An 18,197-nucleotide genomic window follows, 5' to 3' on the forward strand; every position below is an offset into this window, starting at 1 on the left:
AATTGTACAAGCCATAAAAATAGACAAACTCGATTTTCATCGAGTTTGTCAACAGTCTGAAGCTGACTGTTGAAAGTCAGCTTTTTCCTTATGCAGCCGTTTATAAATAATTAAAAGATTACCGCTAAAATAAACCAAACAATCGTCAATAATTGAATTAATACTTTGGCTAAACTGCCGCCTAAAAAACCGATGATAGTTGCAAACCCAACTTTAGCAGCCTTCATTATATCTTTTTGAATGATTAATTCCGAAACGAGGACTGCTAAAAATGGTACGAGAATTATTCCAAAAGGAGGAAAGACAAATGAACCAACAATCGTGGCAATAGCTGCTATTGTCTCGGATGTTTTTGACCCCCCATACTTTTTAACAAAATAACTGTTTGCGATAATGTCTGCCGCGATTAATACACCGCTCAACACAACCATACTGATCCAGAACCATAACGATAACTCATCAGGATTAACCAGGAATCGATAAACTGCAAATCCTCCCCAAATGGCAACAACCGAAGGAATAATAGGATAGACAATTCCTACAAAACTTAAAGCAAATAAGACGATCGTTAACCCCCACCATAAAATATCCAATGAAACTCCACCTTTTCATACTTACTTTTTCATATATCTATTAAATTATATTTCTATTTAGGGACAAACACCATTTATTCTTTTCTTGTATATTCGAATCCCGCACAGGTCATCAACTACCAAAGGCTCAAATCCTTGATATTTGGGCCTTTCTTTATTTTGTCTAACGGGAGGCGTTTAGATCATGATTATGTCATTACTTGCTTCCCATATACTTTATACCAAAAAATTCACCTCATAGATGTTGGATTAATATTAGATTTTCAAGCGGTTGTTTCTTTCTTGGAAGAACTTTCGATATTATACTCCCAAAAAAATGATTCCTTATTATTGCAACAATCTTTACGAATGCAGCTTTCATTAACATTAGATGTATAATGTGTATAAATGGACTAAGTTTACGATGAAATAAAAATATTTCTCAATTTGCCAATAAGAACTTGTTGATGAATCTTTATAGTAACACTTTAACTAGGGTTTTTTTCGGCAACCTTTTTCTTATTCAAAAAACTTGGCAGGTTAGTTGAAGCTTATTTTCATTGACATTTATAAGCCATTTTCATATAAAGATGTTGTAATATTAAGGGAAAAGTAGGAGGTTGAGAAGTTGAAAACTTTTGATTTGAAATCAGGAACAAAAGTAGTAATAGACGAAAGTAGAATAGTAATAGAAAGAACAGGTGGAAAAAGTGCAATGAAGGGTTTATTTGCAGGGCGAGCAATGGGGCAAATGACCATAAAAACGTCAGCAGTGACTGGGTTAATTCACTTTGCTGACTTTTAATGATTTGTGCTTCTGGCCTCCCGACTCCGAATGATTTTAAATTATCCAGCGTAGCAGAGATAAAACAATACCCTAACTGTATTGTGGCAAAAGAAAGTGAATTAGAAGAGTTATATCAATTTCTCAATGGATTTATTAAATAATGATTGCATAAAAGCCTTAACCTTTAGAGGTTTCCCTATAGGGAACAAAAAAACACAACGAAAGCAGTTGATCTCATCTAAGAAATACAACTGCCATTAGCTTTTGAAACAGTTATTTACGGTAGTTAAAATACAATTGTTTATCATTTGAGAGCAAATAATAAGATTGAAGCTGTCTTTAAGGCAGCTTTTTACTTTAGGCAGTTTCATAACAAAAATAAGAATATATTTTTTGTAATAACATTAAAGTAAGAATTGTATTTCTTCCCAATTCATTCTTTTGGTTATTCTTGATTGAGAAGCTGTAAAAGATTTTTTGTTTTTTCACGCTCAATGTTTGGGTATTCATTCGTACGATCCCAAAGTTCCTCCATTAAATTATGTAAAACCTCCATGTAGTAATCAGCCAGCTTAATTTCAACTTCTTTTCATTATCTTTCAAATGGGATATAAGATTACCATGTGATTATCTGTTAATGATATACGCCGAGTCTATCTTTCAATAGTTGTTGTTCCTCACATTTATGATAAATTGATTAAAAGTCCTTAGTAGTTGTTTTTGGAAAGGGTCCTGCGGTTATTTACTAGCAAACAAGTAGACAAGGACCTGTATACTTTACAGAAAAGAGATAGCGCCACTAATTATAGCTAATACTGTTAAGGTTAACGATGTCAAGATGGCCCATTTGTATGCAAATTTCTGATATTCTCCAAGGTCTTTATCAACCATGCCAACTAATAGAATGGTTGAAGCAACAAGCGGACTCATTAAATGAGCGGGTTGTCCCAATATAGAAGCCCGGGCAATTTCTAACGGACTAATGCCATAGGCTGAAGCTGCCTCTGCAAGAATAGGGAGAACTCCAAAATAATAGGCATCATTCGATAAAACGAAAGTGAATGGCATACTTGTAATGCCAACAATGACAGGGAAAAACTGTCCTAATGAAGCTGGTATTATCGCAACCAGTCCATTAGCAATAGCATCAACCATTTTTGTACCGGAAAAAATTCCTGCAAATACTCCAGCTGCAAAAACTAGTAGAACAACAATTAAAGCATTTCCAGAATGTGCTAAGATACGTCTTTTTTGCATTTCCAGATTAGGGTAGTTAATCATTAAAGCAATAGTGAAACCGACCAAAAATAAAATAGGGGAAGGTACCAATCCCATAATAAGAATGACCATAATGCCTACCACAATTAATAAGTTAACCCATAAAAAACGAGGGCGTTTAATGTCAATATGAGGTAATGCATCAGTGGCTTCATTTTCTACAGTAGCAGCTATTTCATTTTTTAACTCTTCTATGTGTATTACACCCAATCGTTTACGTTCCTTTTTCCCTAAAATAAATGCCACGAAAATAACCCAAATAGCACCGCCGATCATGGTAGGAATAAGTGGAACAAAAAATTCGGATGCATCAAGTCCCAATACTGCTATTGCTCGGGTAGCAGGGCCGCCCCAGGGGGTCATACCACTCATGACACTTAAAGCTAGCATGGCTACTGTAGCTAAAACCAATGGATTCATACCGATTCGTTTATAAAGTGGATACATAGCTGAAACAGTAATGATATACGTTGTTGTACCGTCTCCATCTAGGGCCACGAGCAATGCAAGAATGGTGGTACCTATCGAAATTTTGACAGGATCTCCCTTGACAACTTCTAATAACTTTTTGATAAGTGGGTCAAATAAGCCCGTGTCTATCATAATGCCAAAAAACAATATGGCGAATAATAATAGAGCGGCGGAAGGAGCGACTAGCTTAATGCCTTCCATCATCATAGTGCCAATTTTACTTCCAAAACCACCAACTACAGCAAAAACGATTGGAACTAAAGTTAAAGCAACAATGGGTGATAAACGTTTGGACATAATTAAATAGGTAAAGACGGTAACCATGGAGATACCTAAAATTGTAAGAAACATTATTAAATCCCCTCCCATACTTTGAATGCGCTTTCAAATGATCTCTGGGTGACTAAGAAATATTTTTGTGATTTTTCAGAAAAATAAACTGGTAGATTAATAAGTTTTACATTATGCTTATGCGCTTTTCTTTATTAAAGGTAATACAGAGAGAACAATAAGTTAAATACATATTTTTTTTGTATTGGTATCAAAATAATTTATTCTTTAAAAAAGAATGGGGAGGAGAGTAAATAAAGCCATAGGATAAATGATTCAATAACGAAATTTTTTAAAAATTTAATGCTACTTTTAGGATCAAAAAAGAAGGTCATCATCTAAATATTTTGCATGATAACCTTCTTTTCTTTATAAATCAGACTTTTTCATTGTCCTTGAGCAAAGCTTCCCCCTTTTTTATTTAACATTTAGTTTTACATTACTGTTCTTGTCTTTTTTTCTTAAACTTAATTTTAATACCAATTTTAGTAATGGAGGCACTGCGGCATAAATAAACGCCATCCGAAATAGTTGATAGCTGGTAACAGTAGATACATCAGCATTTACTTCTTGTGCAATGATTCCCATTTGATCCATTCCACCAGGGGCTAAACTTAAAAAACCCGTAATAGGCGATAAATCATAATACTTGGTCAGTAGAAAACTAAAAAACATTGTTGCGCAGATCAAGATTAGTCCGTTCATCAAAGCCAATAATAAGGTTTTTCTTTTGTTATCAAGTTGTTCCGGTTTTAATAGTAAACCGATATAACCGCCAACCATAAATTGAGATATATCAAGAAGTGAAAGAGGAAGTGGTGGTCCCTGCAAACCTAAAAGACCTATTGCAGCAGTAACGATTACTGGTCCTAAAAAGTAAGGAGCTGGTAATTTGAATATTTTACCTACTCTTGCTGCGAGAAAACAAATAAGGGCGAACAGAAAGATAAGAGGAAATAAATCACTCCACTCTGGAATAACGTTATCCATTATTTTAGATGAATCATTGGTACGATTCGCTGCAAACAGGGGACTGATAATTAACAGGGGAACTAAGAAAACCACCATTATCACTCTTGTAACATGGAAAAAGGTTACGGTAGTAATATCAATACTTTTCATTTCTTCTACAAACACAACGATTTGTGACAAACCTCCAGGAATACTACTCGTTAAGGAGGTGGGATAGTCAATGCCGGAATATTTTGACATAACAAAAGCAGAACATGCACATACAAGGACAATTAAGATTGTAAGGATCATCATTGAGGGAAGGTGACTAATCATATCAGACAGTGAGCTCTTGGTAAAGGAGATGCCTATTGAATAACCTACAATAATTAATCCAGTATTTCTCATCGAAACGGGCCAAATCAATTTAATGTTTTTGAAACGTGATGCAATTAATAGGGCTGCCATTGGACCAAGAAGCCAGGGGATTGGAAACCTGAAAAGAGAGAAAAGGCCGCCTCCAATAAAAGCAGTTAGAAGTGCAGCCGAAAATTGGATTGTCTTGCTTGCATTATTTAAATCCCACTTTTTCATATTAATTCTCTTCCTTTGAATTAGTTTACTTCGTTTCGTCTTGTTTCATTGTTTAGAATCATTAAGAAAATCAATAAATGCTTTCACTTGTGCCAAATCCATAGTCACATCCCGATAAAAAACCCAAGTTTCTCTAAGCAAATAGCTATTATCGCTTAATACAATGGGGAAAGTATACAGCGGTTCATCATCTTTAATACAGATTTCTGGTAAAATGGCATATCCTAAACCATTAAGAACCAGTTCCTTACATGTTTCAATCCGATCTACCTCCATTGAAATCTTAGGTGGTAACGCAAATGTTTCCTGCCACCAGTTTTCAATAGTATTTCTTAACGATTGATCTGTCTGATAATTAACTCTAGGAAGAAAAGGAAGTTCTTTTAATTCAATTTTTTTACTGGAGGCAATACAAATCTTTTCTTCTTGAAATAACACTTTATTTTCCTGCCATTTGTAAGGACCTCTAACAATCCCGAGGTGTGCTTCTTCTTTTTGAAGCATTTGATGAATTTGAGAACTCCATCCAGTTTTCAAACTGATTTCAACCTCTGGATATAGGGTTAGAAATTCTTTTAATAATACTGGTAGTTTATATCGGGCAAACAAGCCAGATACACCCAATCGCAAAGTTCCTTTTACTTTTTTATCCAAATTTGAAATGTGTTCTTTTGCCGCTCCTAATTGCTTACGCATATTTTTCGAATATTGAACGAGGTATTCCCCTTCAACTGTAAACTCGACACCTCTTTTGCCTCTAGAGATCAAATTTGTTTTGAACTCTTTTTCCAGCTGTTTTATACGATAGGATAAAGCTGGCTGAGAAATAAATAGTCGCTGTGCTGCCTTTGTTATATTTCTTTCTTCGTAAAGAGTAATTAATATAAGCCAGTCTTTTTCATCCATAAAATTTTTCTCCTTTAACCATAAAAAATATTTATGGGTAATTATAAATTATGATAATTTATTTAATTTCTAAAAGTATAATACAGCTAATTAAAAAAGAAATCTATCTTTTTATGTAAATCAATAGACTCACTATAGTTTTGCCTTTCCAGCATTCTTTCATAAAATTTTTCTATGGCAATGAATAAAAAAACAATATTATTTTTATTCATTATTTTCACTTATTATTTACATGAAGAGTTATCACTACTTTACAGGAGGGGTAAAAATGTCAAATGCACAATATTATGATGTAGTTGTAGTAGGGGCAGGAAACGCAGCTTTATGTGCCGCAATCTCAGCAAAAGAGGGAGGTGCTAGAGTTCTTGTATTAGAACGGGGACCAGTGGAAAAGCGTGGAGGGAACTCTTTCTTCACGGATGGAGCCATTCGCGTTGCATACAATAATTTAGACGGAATCAGATATATAATACCTGAATTAACAGATGAAGAATCCGAGTTAATTGTAATGCCTGAATACACGGAAACCGATTATTACAATGATCTAATGCGAGTAACAGGTGGACAAAGTAATCCTGAGTTAGCAAAGCAGCTGGTTTCTAGATCGTATGAAACAATTGCGTGGATGCGTGATCAGGGAATAAAATTTGAATTGAATTATGAAAATCAATCTTTCGTACAAGCTGGCAAGCGCAATTTCTGGGGAGGACTGCCTATCAAAACGGAGGATAAAGGCGTTGGCTTAATGAGACAGCTCTTTGCGCGGACAGAAGAAATTGGCATCGACGTTTGGTACGATTCACGTGCTGTGGAGCTCGTATCAGACCATAATACAATAACCGGTGTCGTTGTTGAGAAGGATCATACAATGGTGACAGTTCAGACATCCGGTGTGATTTTGGCTTGTGGCGGCTTTGAAGCCAATAAGAAAATGAGAAGTGAAAATATTGGTGAAGAATGGGAAGCGGCTATTGTTCGTGGAACCGAGTTCAACACAGGAGACGGCATTTCCATGGCTATGGCAGTAGGGGCTCAAAAATTTGGGCAGTGGTCTGGATGTCATTCTATTGGGACAGATTATAATGCGCCAAAAGTAGGGGACTTCACGAAGCCGGGAGATATTTTTAAAAAGCATTCTTATCCGTACAGCGTCATGCTTAATAATGAAGGGAAACGGTTTGTTGATGAAGGAGCAGATTTGCGAAATTACACTTATGCAAAATACGGCCGTGAGGTATTAAAACAGCCTGGACATGTGGCATATCAAATTTATGATGCACAGGTACGCCTGATGCTGCGTAAAGAATATGACCTTGAAGAAGCGACTTTTTATAAAGCAGATACGCTTGGAGAGTTGGCTAGTTTACTGCCGGTCAATCAAACACAATTTCTTAAAACGATCGAAGAGTATAACAGTGCGGTACAAGATGGCGAGTATAGACCCGTAGAGAAAGATGGCAAAGGAACGAAAGGAATTACCCCTCCTAAATCCAACTGGGCACTTCGAATTGAGCAAGGTCCATTCTATGCTTTCCCTGTAACGTGCGGAATTACCTTCTCGTTCGGTGGTTTGCATGTAGATACAACGGGTCATGTGTTAGACAAAGAAGAACAACCGATAAAAGGTCTCTTTGCGGCTGGTGAAATGATTGGGGGGATTTTTTATGAAAACTATCCTGGTGGATCCGGGTTAATGTCTGGAGCAGTCTTTGGAAAATTAGCTGGCTCATCCGCAGCACGCTATACTCAAGAAAAGGTTGAAACGATCAATAATCACTGAGTCTTTTCCTTGAATGGTTTATTGGATAAGAATGTGTCCAAAAAAATAATGGAGATACGTGAAGTAGAAGAATGAAAAATAGCCAAGGCTTAAAAGTCCTTGGCTGTTTGGTATTTTAACATATTTAAAGTCTTTATGCTTTGACTAAAACTCATATCATATAGGAATATAAAAGGTCAAACTTAGTAACAGTTTATCTATTGGAGCTTTTTCAGATGAAGTGATTGTATAGCTTTAATCGTCTTGATGGCGAGACATTAAGGTTCTTCATTACTAGCTTTTCGAGTTCAGCAATAGCTTGAATGGATAGATGGGCATCAACGCGTATGAATACAGTTCTAACTTATTGCTGTTTACCGCTCGATTCTAAAATTCAGCATGAAAAAGGGTAGGGATTTTGTGTATTGGTATTTTTCTCTAAACAAGATGATGGATAGTAATTAGCTTTTTTAAAATATTATAGTAACCATAAAAATCTGGTTTTAGTAACTGTAACCAGATTTTTAGGGGTTTTAGCTTATCTGGGGAATTTTAGTGCCTTTCATATTTTTGAATCTTTCTTTCGTTTCGCCTAATTCAAATATTTTACTATTTTCCTATAAAAAGATAGTGAAGACCCACATTTGATAAAGCCCCCAAGTGAAAGGGAACTTTTTGCTGTAATTTGCAGATCCCTTACTATCAAGCTAATTGATAGGAATGCTCGTAATTTTTTTTCGTGTACACGTAGCCCTCCAATATGATTCTTGCTGTGCGTACCACTTTAATAGCACGTATGTGTCCTGCCAAGAAATCAACCTTTGTTTCCATTATCCCTGCAGGATGGGCTAATCGGAAAATTTCGTGTTTAATGTTCACCATCTCAGATAAAACCGTTTCCTGTAAGTAAGCCCCCGCTGTTGCACAGATGGCTCCTGTAATAGCAAGCGCTTGATGGGGCTTTTGCATCGACATCATTCGGATCATCAAATCCATCTCTGACGCTTTTCTTTCAGATCCGTTTAGATCGACGTAATCCATAGGAGGAGCAATTAGAGTCATTTTAGGTACAGCAGGAGATTTGACAGTAGCTGATTTCTTATCGGAAAATTGACACATTTCAGCTGCAATTGACCGGATTTCTTCCAGTTCAATTAATTTTTCCTGTGAATAATCATTGGGTAATTCGGTTCCGCTTAGACCAATATCCTGTGCCCTGACAAAAACGAGTGGATTGGCAACATCAATGATAGAAACTTGAATTAGCCGATCCTTGGTTTTAATCATGTCAATCGGATTTCCTGTAGGGAAAAGTTTTCCTGTAACTGCTCCTTCTGCACGAGTAAAAGAAAGATAAATAGGTGATCCTTTACCAGGCACCCCAGGTATTGAGCAGCATCCTTCTGATTTCACATGTCCATTTTCAACCTCTACCTCTGCAATAATCAGTTTTTGTGTATTCACGTTAAAAATTTTCACCGTTGTAACAGGTTCTTGTATAGGGACTAATCCTTGCTCAATTGCGTAAGGTCCTACAGCGGAAGATATATTTCCACAATTTCCTTTAAAATCAACCATTTGATTATCGATGCTGATCTGAGCAAATGTATATTCCACATCGAATTCCGGTGATTCTGACTTTTTGATAATCGCTGCTTTACTTGTCAATGAATTCGCTCCTCCAAGACCATCGATCTGTCTCCGATCCGGACTGCCCATCACGTCAAGTAAGAAATCCTCCCAGTGTAAGGGATTCGAAGGCATATGTTCAAAATTAAGGAACACACCTTTACTTGTCCCGCCGCGCATTACAACTACAGGTACTTTCATTGTATAACCACCTTTTCTCAAATGAATATTTATAGCACTACCGGTTCCTTTGAAAATATAGTATGATATGTTTATTCATAAGTAAAATACATATTTTTTTAATGAAAATGATAAAAAAACTTATAATCCAAAAATCGGGAGATGGTTAAGTGGACGAAAAAGATTGGATTGCGATAAGGGTACTATATGAAGAAAAAAACATTAGCCGTGCCGCAGAACGTTTATATATATCGCAGCCGGCGCTAACGTACCGGCTTAAAAATTTAGAAAAAGAATTTAGCACAAACCTATTTTTCAAAATAAAAGGAGGCATCGAGTTCACTTCAGAAGGGGTACATTTAGCGGGCTATGCGGAAGAAATGGTGAAAAAGTTGCAAAAAACGAAAGATTATATGCTGAATATGAAAAATGAGGTAAGAGGAACGTTAAGGCTTGGCGTTTCCAGCAACTTTGCCCAATATAAACTACCAGAAATATTGAAAAAGTTTTCAACACAATATCCTCATGTACAATTTAATGTGAATACAGGGTGGAGTACTGAAATCATGCATCTTCTGGATTCCTCTAGTGTTCAATTAGGCATTCTGCGTGGAAATTATGAATGGTATGGAATCAAATCGTTACTGCATAAAGAAAGACTTTGTTTAATTTCTAAGAAAGAGGTAGACTTGGATAATTTGCCGGAACTTCCATTCATAAATTATAAGACCGACAGTTCTTTAAAAAACTTAATAAATGGCTGGTGGCATGATAGATTCCCAGAGCCACCATTTGTAACTATGGAAACAGATCGGCAGGAGACGTGCAAAGAGATGGTCAAAAATGATCTTGGTGTTTCCATTCTGCCGGAAATATGCCTGCAGCCTTCAGATAATTTGCATACATACGGGTTATCCTACAAAAATGGGAAGCCAGTGTTAAGAAATACATGGTTAATGTATAACCAGGATTCATTAAAACTCTCTACTGTGAAAAACTTTATTGATTTCTTGAATAAAAATTCCAATCTTTAACGAAAAAGCACAATGAAATTATTGACAATTTCATTGTGCTTTTTGGATTTCTTAATTTAATATAAAATGGATTATAAGTTTTTTTTTCGAAAAAGTACAAAAAATATGTATTTCACTTATTTGATGATATGAACTATTCTAAAAATAGAAAATAAAGCAACAGGGAAACAGAAATAATATGTAATATTTTTTAGTTATTCAAACTTTTTATTCAATTTGTAAGCGGTTTCTTTAATAGGAGGGATTAATATTCTAACATTACTTGGAATTTCAATGGTCGTTGTCTTTACTTATTTAATCATGTCTAAACGGTTATCACCTGTTAATTCTCTTGTAGTCATTCCAATTATCTTTGCATTAATTGGCGGATTTGGCCCAGAGCTCGGAGATATGATGCTCGATGGAATAAAGGTTGTCGCACCTTCAGCCGCTTTGCTATTGTTCGCTATTTTGTTTTTCGGAGTTCTGATTGACGCTGGATTATTTGATCCGCTTATTAAAACCATGTTGAAAATCGTAAAAGGGGATCCGGTTAAAATAGCGGTAGGAACAGCAGTAATCGCAATGACCGTTGCCTTAGATGGTGATGGTACCACGACTCATATGATTACGATTTCCGCTATGCTGCCCCTTTACTTGCGACTTGGTATGAATCCACTTATTCTTGCCACTATTTCTATGCTGGCTGTCAGTATTATGAGTGGAATGACTCCTTGGGGAGGTCCTGCAACTAGAGCAATAGCATCATTAGGTTTGGATGCAAATGAATTCTTTGTCCCGATTATCCCAACATTATTATCAGGAATGGCAGCCATTCTTTTTACCGCTTATGTACTTGGTAAAAAAGAGCGCAAAAGGCTTGGCGTTGTTTATATCAAATCTGCACCTGAAATGAAAGGGGCTCTTGCTGAAGCAGCGGTAGCTTCCGCCATACAAGACGATTTAAAGCGCCCTAAATTAATATGGGTCAATCTTTTGTTGACGCTCACAGTCATGGTCGTTCTTGTCATGGGCTTAGTACCGGTACCGGTGTTGTTTCTAATCGGGTTTGTTCTTGCTTCGATCATTAATTACCCTAATTTAGAACAGCAAAAAGAGCGAATCGAGTCACATGCAGGAAACGCTATAACCGTTGTCACATTAGTATTTGCGGCTGGTATTTTCACAGGGATCTTTTCCGGAACGAAAATGGTAGACGCCATTGCAAATTCATTAGTGGCCATCATTCCGGATTCTTTAGGCTCTTTTTTACCGATGGTCGTTGCGTTCACAAGTATGCCATTTACGTTCGTTTTATCAAATGATGCTTACTACTTTGGTGTTTTGCCAATTCTAGCAGAAGCAGGAGCCGCTTATGGGGTGAGTCCTTTAGAAATTGCCAGAGCTTCCGTACTGGGGCAGCCTGTACATTTCTTAAGTCCGCTCGTGGCCTCGACTCTTTTACTGGTAGGGATGGTAAAGACAGATATCGGGGAACTACAGCGGTATGCATTTAAATGGGCTCTAATTTGTTCATTAGTCCTTATTATTGCTGCTATCTTGACAGGGGCTATTATTTAAGTATAACGTTAAATAAATTCTCGAACTTAAACAATTAGGGCTGTGCCAAAACCAATTATTATTAGTGGTTTTTGGGACAGCCCATTCTTTTAATAAGGTTTAGAAGTCTCGCCGGTCGCTTGAGTAATGATTTTTACGATTTTATTCGCCAAATTCATAACCGTGTATAGACGAGTATCATTTAAAAATTGCATCGTTGGCAGCGGATCTATATAATTTACCATTCCTATAATATGATAATCTCCCACTTCAGGTAATACTTTTTTTAAAGCTTTCCCTGGGACAAGAGGTCCATCCTTCAAAAAAACATAACCGACCTGGTTTTGATCCCCTAAACATGCATCCACACTAAAAATAAGAGGCTTTTTGAATTGCTTTTTAATTTCTTTCAACGTCTCTTTTAAATTAAATGCATGAACGGGATTTTCCAAGGTACCATAAACACGATAAGGCACCGTATGTTCTTTAAGCATCGTCCCGACTAAAGGGCCCAATGAATCCCCGACCGATCGGTCTGAACCAATACACAGAAAGATTACATCTTCGTTTTGACATCCTGAAGATTGAATAATCTCTTTGACTTTTAATGCTAAACTGTTTATTTCTTCGCCTTTTGGTTCCACAGAACAAATCTGCTCCCTCTTTTTGTAAATTAGACTCATTTTGATTTCCCTTCACTCTATTATACGAATTAAAAAGATATCATGCATGTAAATATGAGCAAATGCTTGTGACTGATGGATATTTTTAAATTATTAGCATTTAACACTCTGAAAAATGGCAGTAATCCAAACAAGCCCTTTAATTTATTTGGGGGAGTATGTGGGATTGGGTTTACAACCAGAATACTTCCAGATTAATGATATAGCATGTCTTTAACCGATACCCTTTCAAAAATTTAAATAGATTTTGGTAAAATTAATCGGGTTAACTAGTTTGTCATAGTGTATCTCTTATATTTACAAACGATTAATAAGCTTTAATATTCTGCATCGGTCTTTTTATGACTAAATCCTTAGTTTTTTCTCCACTTTTGACTCATACCATCAATTTCAACCCTTTACATGTTAAAAATGTCATTATAACCTCCATTGTTTTCGTGAAAACAGTGACTTTTGGTTTATCTTTCATGCGAAGGAATAAAATCACATGAGCTTAACAGAGCATTTAAAATGTTCTGTTAATTTTGAGGGTAGGGTTTGCTATAAGGAATATAGCACCCCTCAAAAAGATTTTTTGGAGGTAATGTTGATGAAATCCAGCAATAGCGGTTTAAACAGACGTAATTTCTTAAAAGTGGGCGGTATGAGTACTTTAGCATTAACACTTGGTTCAACTGGGATATTTTCTCTTGCGGGGGCTACAAAAGGATTTGCAGCGGAATCCAGCAATCCAACAAGTGGATTTGGCGGCTATGGCCCATTAGTAAAAGATCCAAATGGAGTTCTTGATCTGCCAAGGGGATTTCATTACAAAATGCTTTCACGAACTGGTGATATCATGCCTAATGGTGACCTTGTCCCTTCTGCCCACGATGGAATGGCTGCCTATAAAGGAGAGAAGGGTACAACCATTCTTGTAAGAAACCATGAAAATGGGACAAATTCGGATTACCCTGTAAACGGAAAAAAACCTTGGAGTGCTGGTGCTGCCGGCGGCACAACCACATTAATCGTTGGACAAAATAACAAGGTCATTGATCAGTATGTATCAAGTTCAGGTACGATCCGTAACTGTGCGGGTGGAGCTACGACTTGGGGGACCTGGTTAACAATGGAAGAAACTCGTGATATGGGACATGGTTTTGTATTTGAAGTGAATCCGCTTGATCCTGAAAACGAAATGTCAAGAACACCGATCCGTGATATGGGTTATTTCTCTCATGAAGCTGGGCATGTTGACCCTTCAACAGGAATTTGGTATTTAACCGAAGACGCAAGTCCAAGCTTCTTGTACCGCTTTACACCACATGACCGAAGTCAAAAGCTAGGTTCTCTGCAAAAGGGAGGTATCCTTGAAGCAGCAGCGATTGATGAATTGCCAGCTGCAGCTGCAAGTCAATTTAGTACTGAACAAAAATTCGGGGTTGTTTGGAAAAAATTAAATCCTGAAATTGCACAGCAAGATGCCAAGGATAAAGGCTGCATTCAGTTTAGCCGCTTAGAAGGGGCTTATTTTTCTGAAGGTACTTTATGGTTTGATGATACAAGTGCAGGTTCAGCACACCTTGGCCGTGTTTATCGCTACACGCCAGCGACAAACAACTTAGAACTATTCTATGAGTCTACTGATAAAAATGATTTAGAAGCACCGGATAACATTACGATCACTCCTTGGGGAGATCTTTGGATCGCCGAAGATGGCGGCGGCAATGACCGTATTGTCGGATTAACTCCTGAAGGAAATATTTATACTTTCGCTGAGAATATGATGAACGGTTCTGAATTTGCTGGCCCTACATTTGCTCCAGATGGAAATACTTTCTTTGTGAATATGCAAACACCAGGTATCACCTTTGCGATTTGGGGACCATTTGCACGCAGAAATTCTACCCGTAGAAGAGCTATGAACCAGGCTTTGCCGCCAGCAAGTCTTGCTCCAGTTGTTTCGGATAAACTTACTGCATTCGCAGAAGAACAAGGCATGTCTATATTAGAAGCAGCAGCTTTAGAGCGTCATGGCATGCCAATTTTATAAGTAATGAACGCATTTTTTATGTTCTTTCAAACCATTATGGTAGGAGGTGAGACATTTGTTATCCAGTATCGGCATCCCTGGCCTAATTCTAATTCTAGTCATTGCGTTAATCATTTTTGGTCCTTCTAAATTACCCGAAATTGGAAGGGCTTTTGGAAACACTTTAAAAGAATTTAAAAAAGCAACAAATGATTTGATCAGCAATGACAAAGAAGAAAATACTAACTCTGAAGAAAAAAATAAACTAGTTGCTCTTGAGAAATCCGAAAAGACTGGTAATTAAATAACTTGTTTTACAATTTAATAGAGTAATTGCTTGGAGGAAATAGTATGAAAAAAATGGGGAAGTTATTTTTGACGGGCTGCTTTTCGCTGGCGATGGCTGCCGCTTTTGCCGCAAAGCCCGTTACGGCAGTTGCGGAGGAAAAGCTCAAGGAAGGAGAGAAGTTTAAACTCGCCATTCTCCAGACAAATGACTTTCACGGTCATCTGGATGACATCGTCACGCTGGATGATGGAACCGTTCATCACAATTCTATTGCAAAGTACGCCACCATCATTGAAAATGTGCGCAATGAAGAGGAGAATGTGCTTCTCGTCGATGGCGGGGATGTCTTCCTGCGCGGCGAGTTTCAAGCTGGTCAAGGAGAGTTAGAAACGTCTCTGTTAAAAGCATTGGACTATGATGCTATGGCTCTAGGAAACAACGATTTCCGTGTTTACCCTGCCGGGGAGGGCACACCGGACAGCCGTTATGAACAGTTAAAGGATTACCACCGCAACGTAAATTTCCCCATCCTTACTGGAAATGTCATTGACAGGGAAACAGGAAAGTACATACAGAATGTCAAGCCTTGGAAGAGTTTTACTTTTTCAGGCGTTAAAGTCGGCATGATTGGTCTTACTTCGATGAAGCCGGAAATTCGAGGTTGGGATGATGTTGCAGACCTCGATTTCATCGAACCGGTTGAAGCGTTGAATGCGTTGCTTCCTGAAGTGAGTGAGAAGTCAGACGTAAACATTCTCCTTTCGCATGCTGGAAATCCCGAAGACCACAAGCTGGCTCAGGTTCCCGGAGTTTCGGCGGTAATCGGGGCAGATACACACAAGGTCATCGAAACTCCCGAATATGAATTCAACGGAGAGGTGATGGTGCCAATTACTCAAGCTGGCGGAGAACAAGAACATTATTTGGGCCGTCTTAATTTGACTTTTGAAGTCGTTGACGCCAAAATGACTTTGGTCGAATCCGATGGATTCCTTTACGACGTCACAAATGTTCCGGCTAACCCGGAGATACAAGCGATTATTGACGATTATCGTGCAGATTTGAAAGCGCAATAATCATCTTCATAGTGCTATGAGGGAGGGACAAAGCGAGGTTATTCGCTTTGTCCTTTCTAAATTAAAGATAAAGTAAATACTGGAAGGGGGTGTACAAGTCGTTGAAAACTAACTGACTGGCGCCTTTTTTATTTTTGCTCACTCGCCATTTCCACTGACGGGAGTTGAACTTAGTGTAGAGAATCATCTGTTTAGTTTAGCTTAATTCCACTAATTAATGTGCTAAAAAGGATCGTTAGGGAACAAAGCATTTGTTAAGCCATTGAGATTGCGAAGATTTTCGTTTGGAATCCCATTAAATTCCTTTTTGTTTGCTGGAAATCGTTTGAAAGAACTCTTGATATCCATAAACAACCAGTTATTTTTTAGCCGCTGATGGTCATTATAAATAAAGAAGAAGGGGCTACTGATTACGTATGATTCACATCATATAGTAAATGAGGTGTTAGTTAAAGACGTTTAACTTAACTACTGATAGCTTCATTAAAAAATCGATTCGAGCAAGGAGATGGTTCTCTTGCACGTAAAAGCAGAAAACTCATTCAATAATTGTCATTTATGCTTTGAAAGTTGATTAAACTTTTAAGATATAGGGGATGGTTGCTTTGGATGGTAAACTCTAGTCAGATACCAGTTCTTACTCTAATGTAGATGAGGTGTTTATCGCAGAGAATTTATGCTGATTCGAAATGAAGCAAACCCCTTTTTCAGGCAGGGTGCAACTTTCCGTTGCATCCTGTTTTTATGTATTTACTTATTATCCAGACGTGAGCAATTTTATTTATATCCCTTATACTCGTATGTGTTTTCATTTTACGGTAACCTGTGATGTTATAAATCAAAGAACTTAAAAAGGAAAAGCATACGGTAACAAGTTGATTTATTTCACTTCAAACCTATTTAGGGGTAGAAACAAATTCATATAAAACAAATAATTCATTCATTTTTACTATCTTTTAAATGGCCGGAACGTACCACTTTAGTTTTTAAATATTTTTCATTAAACTCGGAAATGTCTCCCCATAACGGAACTCTTCCTGCAACATTGGCACCTGAGTTTTGAAGGGCTTCTAATTTTCTCGGATTGTTGGTGATAAGGGTCACTGGATTAGAGCGCAGTTTTTTTAACACCCGAATGGCGTCATCATAGTTGCGTGCATCATCCACAAATCCAAGCTCCAAATTAGCTTCCACCGTATCCAATCCTTTTTCTTGCAGAACATAAGCCATGGCTTTACTAAATAATCCGATGCCTCTTCCTTCGTGATTGGCTAAATAAAATAAAGCCCCGGATCCTTGAGTTGCAATCATTTTCATAGCCTGCTTTAATTGAAAGCCACAATCACAGCGTTTGCTGCCAAATATATCCCCAGTATGACAAATACTATGCATCCGGATAAGGGCTTCAGCTGAATGTTGGAAATCTCCATACAGTAACACACTTGATTGCTGCATTTCCGCTAAGTTGGAAGAGGCTAAAGTTTCAATGATCTTTTCTATATTATAAGTGCCGTCACCACAAAAATGACCCGCCATATTCTCACATCGTAACCAGCAATACCACTGGAATATAATTGTTTCGCCCTCTAAGTTAACGGGTAATTTGATTGGGCCGACTAAATAAATGGATGTTTCATCACTTTTAATAACGTTAATTTTATCTTCTAATATCAAAGCCACTTTTTCATTAATCATATAAACTTCCTCCCGAAACTAAGATAACGTTTACTAGTTCATTTCATATTGTACCCAATCCACTCTTTTGTGAATCTTTGATTTTAAATAGAAAAAAAAGCTCCAAATGTACTAAAACGAAAGACGATAGCAAAAGGTTAACCCCATCTTTGGTGTGAAAGCCCAAGACCATTTCTTATTTGAACAGTAACTCATATTACCTCAATAAAGCCACAGCACCGATTTTTCAATGGAATTCGATTAAAAACACTGTATCTCTTAATTTCAGTAAAAAGGATTGAGAAGCATTATTGCATCAATGGTATTTGGATTAGAAAGAAGTTTGTCTAGCTGCCTGTTTACCCGTGAAAATTATGTCTTTCCGTAGGAAATGTCCTGCGAAGTCTTTGGGAAGTTTTGCATCTTTCTTT

General features: G+C 37.3%; 14 protein-coding genes. 7 read left to right on the forward strand and 7 right to left on the reverse strand.

The annotated features are described in order from the left end of the window. Positions 1–110 precede the first annotated feature (110 nt). Positions 111–593 carry a DUF456 domain-containing protein gene (locus ADA55_RS00040; protein WP_048677792.1) on the reverse strand — a complete coding sequence of 161 codons (483 nt, stop codon included), beginning with the start codon at positions 591–593 and terminating at the stop codon, positions 111–113. Positions 594–1,200: 607 nt separating this feature from the next. On the opposite strand from ADA55_RS00040, the gene ADA55_RS29010 reads away from it, so the two are divergent. After that, on the forward strand, positions 1,201–1,377 hold the full coding sequence (locus tag ADA55_RS29010) for a hypothetical protein (RefSeq protein WP_153246074.1): 177 nt from the start codon (positions 1,201–1,203) through the stop codon (positions 1,375–1,377). Between the two features lie 759 nt (positions 1,378–2,136). Here ADA55_RS29010 and ADA55_RS00045 read toward each other — a convergent pair. The 3 genes from ADA55_RS00045 to ADA55_RS00055 all read right to left on the reverse strand — a co-directional run bounded on the left by ADA55_RS00045 (position 2,137) and on the right by ADA55_RS00055 (position 5,889). Next, on the reverse strand, positions 2,137–3,459 hold the full coding sequence (locus ADA55_RS00045) for a CitMHS family transporter (RefSeq protein WP_048677794.1): 1,323 nt from the start codon (positions 3,457–3,459) through the stop codon (positions 2,137–2,139). A gap of 396 nt (positions 3,460–3,855) precedes the next feature. Beyond that, positions 3,856–4,983 (reverse strand): AbrB family transcriptional regulator, encoded by a 1,128-nt coding sequence (locus tag ADA55_RS00050; RefSeq protein ID WP_048677796.1) that lies wholly within the window; start codon positions 4,981–4,983, stop codon positions 3,856–3,858. A 45-nt stretch (positions 4,984–5,028) separates the two neighbouring features. Continuing rightward, positions 5,029–5,889, reverse strand: a complete 861-nt coding sequence (locus ADA55_RS00055; RefSeq protein WP_048677798.1) for a LysR family transcriptional regulator — start codon at positions 5,887–5,889, stop codon at positions 5,029–5,031. A gap of 268 nt (positions 5,890–6,157) precedes the next feature. Between ADA55_RS00055 and tcuA the strand changes: the two genes are divergently transcribed. Continuing rightward, positions 6,158–7,669 carry an FAD-dependent tricarballylate dehydrogenase TcuA gene (gene tcuA / locus ADA55_RS00060; protein WP_048677800.1) on the forward strand — a complete coding sequence of 504 codons (1,512 nt, stop codon included), beginning with the start codon at positions 6,158–6,160 and terminating at the stop codon, positions 7,667–7,669. 681 nt (positions 7,670–8,350) lie between these two features. Here the strand turns inward: tcuA and ADA55_RS00065 are convergent. After that, a complete protein-coding gene (locus ADA55_RS00065; protein ID WP_048677801.1) occupies positions 8,351–9,478 on the reverse strand; it encodes a 2-methylaconitate cis-trans isomerase PrpF family protein in 1,128 nt (375 codons plus the stop codon). 149 nt (positions 9,479–9,627) lie between these two features. On the opposite strand from ADA55_RS00065, the gene ADA55_RS00070 reads away from it, so the two are divergent. Together ADA55_RS00070 and ADA55_RS00075 are read left to right on the forward strand one after the other, a co-directional pair. Continuing rightward, positions 9,628–10,491: a LysR family transcriptional regulator gene (locus ADA55_RS00070; protein ID WP_048677804.1), complete on the forward strand. Its 864-nt coding sequence runs from the start codon at positions 9,628–9,630 to the stop codon at positions 10,489–10,491. A gap of 249 nt (positions 10,492–10,740) precedes the next feature. Then, positions 10,741–12,051, forward strand: a complete 1,311-nt coding sequence (locus ADA55_RS00075; protein ID WP_048677806.1) for a CitMHS family transporter — start codon at positions 10,741–10,743, stop codon at positions 12,049–12,051. Positions 12,052–12,140: 89 nt separating this feature from the next. Here ADA55_RS00075 and yyaC read toward each other — a convergent pair whose 3' ends face one another. Further along, positions 12,141–12,713, reverse strand: coding sequence for a spore protease YyaC (gene yyaC / locus ADA55_RS00080; protein ID WP_048677808.1), 573 nt, complete (start codon positions 12,711–12,713; stop codon positions 12,141–12,143). Between the two features lie 589 nt (positions 12,714–13,302). Between yyaC and ADA55_RS00085 the strand changes: the two genes are divergently transcribed. Genes ADA55_RS00085 through ADA55_RS00095 form a run of 3 tightly spaced genes read left to right on the forward strand, consistent with a single transcriptional unit; the run spans position 13,303 to position 16,092 of the window. Beyond that, positions 13,303–14,748 (forward strand): alkaline phosphatase PhoX, encoded by a 1,446-nt coding sequence (locus ADA55_RS00085; protein WP_048677810.1) that lies wholly within the window; start codon positions 13,303–13,305, stop codon positions 14,746–14,748. A gap of 55 nt (positions 14,749–14,803) precedes the next feature. After that, a complete protein-coding gene (gene tatA, locus ADA55_RS00090; protein WP_048677812.1) occupies positions 14,804–15,031 on the forward strand; it encodes a twin-arginine translocase TatA/TatE family subunit in 228 nt (75 codons plus the stop codon). Positions 15,032–15,078: 47 nt separating this feature from the next. Beyond that, positions 15,079–16,092 carry a bifunctional metallophosphatase/5'-nucleotidase gene (locus tag ADA55_RS00095; protein ID WP_048677814.1) on the forward strand — a complete coding sequence of 338 codons (1,014 nt, stop codon included), beginning with the start codon at positions 15,079–15,081 and terminating at the stop codon, positions 16,090–16,092. A 936-nt stretch (positions 16,093–17,028) separates the two neighbouring features. On the opposite strand, the gene ADA55_RS00100 is transcribed toward ADA55_RS00095, so the two are convergent. Beyond that, a complete protein-coding gene (locus tag ADA55_RS00100; protein ID WP_048677815.1) occupies positions 17,029–17,787 on the reverse strand; it encodes a GTP cyclohydrolase II in 759 nt (252 codons plus the stop codon). Positions 17,788–18,197: the final 410 nt, after the last annotated feature.

The sequence above is a fragment of the Bacillus sp. 220_BSPC genome (assembly GCF_001054655.1).
Classification (GTDB): Bacteria; Bacillota; Bacilli; order Bacillales; family DSM-1321; genus Peribacillus; species Peribacillus frigoritolerans.

Bases quoted from the DNA above. Each gene is read 5' to 3' on its own strand.
- ADA55_RS00065 (WP_048677801.1), bottom strand. From the start codon at position 9,478: ATGAAAGTACCTGTAGTTGTAATGCGCGGCGGGACAAGTAAAGGTGTG.
- ADA55_RS00100 (WP_048677815.1), bottom strand. From the start codon at position 17,787: ATGATTAATGAAAAAGTGGCTTTGATATTAGAAGATAAAATTAACGTT.
- ADA55_RS00055 (WP_048677798.1), bottom strand. From the start codon at position 5,889: ATGGATGAAAAAGACTGGCTTATATTAATTACTCTTTACGAAGAAAGA.
- ADA55_RS00050 (WP_048677796.1), bottom strand. From the start codon at position 4,983: ATGAAAAAGTGGGATTTAAATAATGCAAGCAAGACAATCCAATTTTCG.
- ADA55_RS00085 (WP_048677810.1), top strand. From the start codon at position 13,303: ATGAAATCCAGCAATAGCGGTTTAAACAGACGTAATTTCTTAAAAGTG.
- ADA55_RS00095 (WP_048677814.1), top strand. From the start codon at position 15,079: ATGAAAAAAATGGGGAAGTTATTTTTGACGGGCTGCTTTTCGCTGGCG.
- ADA55_RS00045 (WP_048677794.1), bottom strand. From the start codon at position 3,459: ATGTTTCTTACAATTTTAGGTATCTCCATGGTTACCGTCTTTACCTAT.
- yyaC (WP_048677808.1), bottom strand. From the start codon at position 12,713: ATGAGTCTAATTTACAAAAAGAGGGAGCAGATTTGTTCTGTGGAACCA.
- tcuA (WP_048677800.1), top strand. From the start codon at position 6,158: ATGTCAAATGCACAATATTATGATGTAGTTGTAGTAGGGGCAGGAAAC.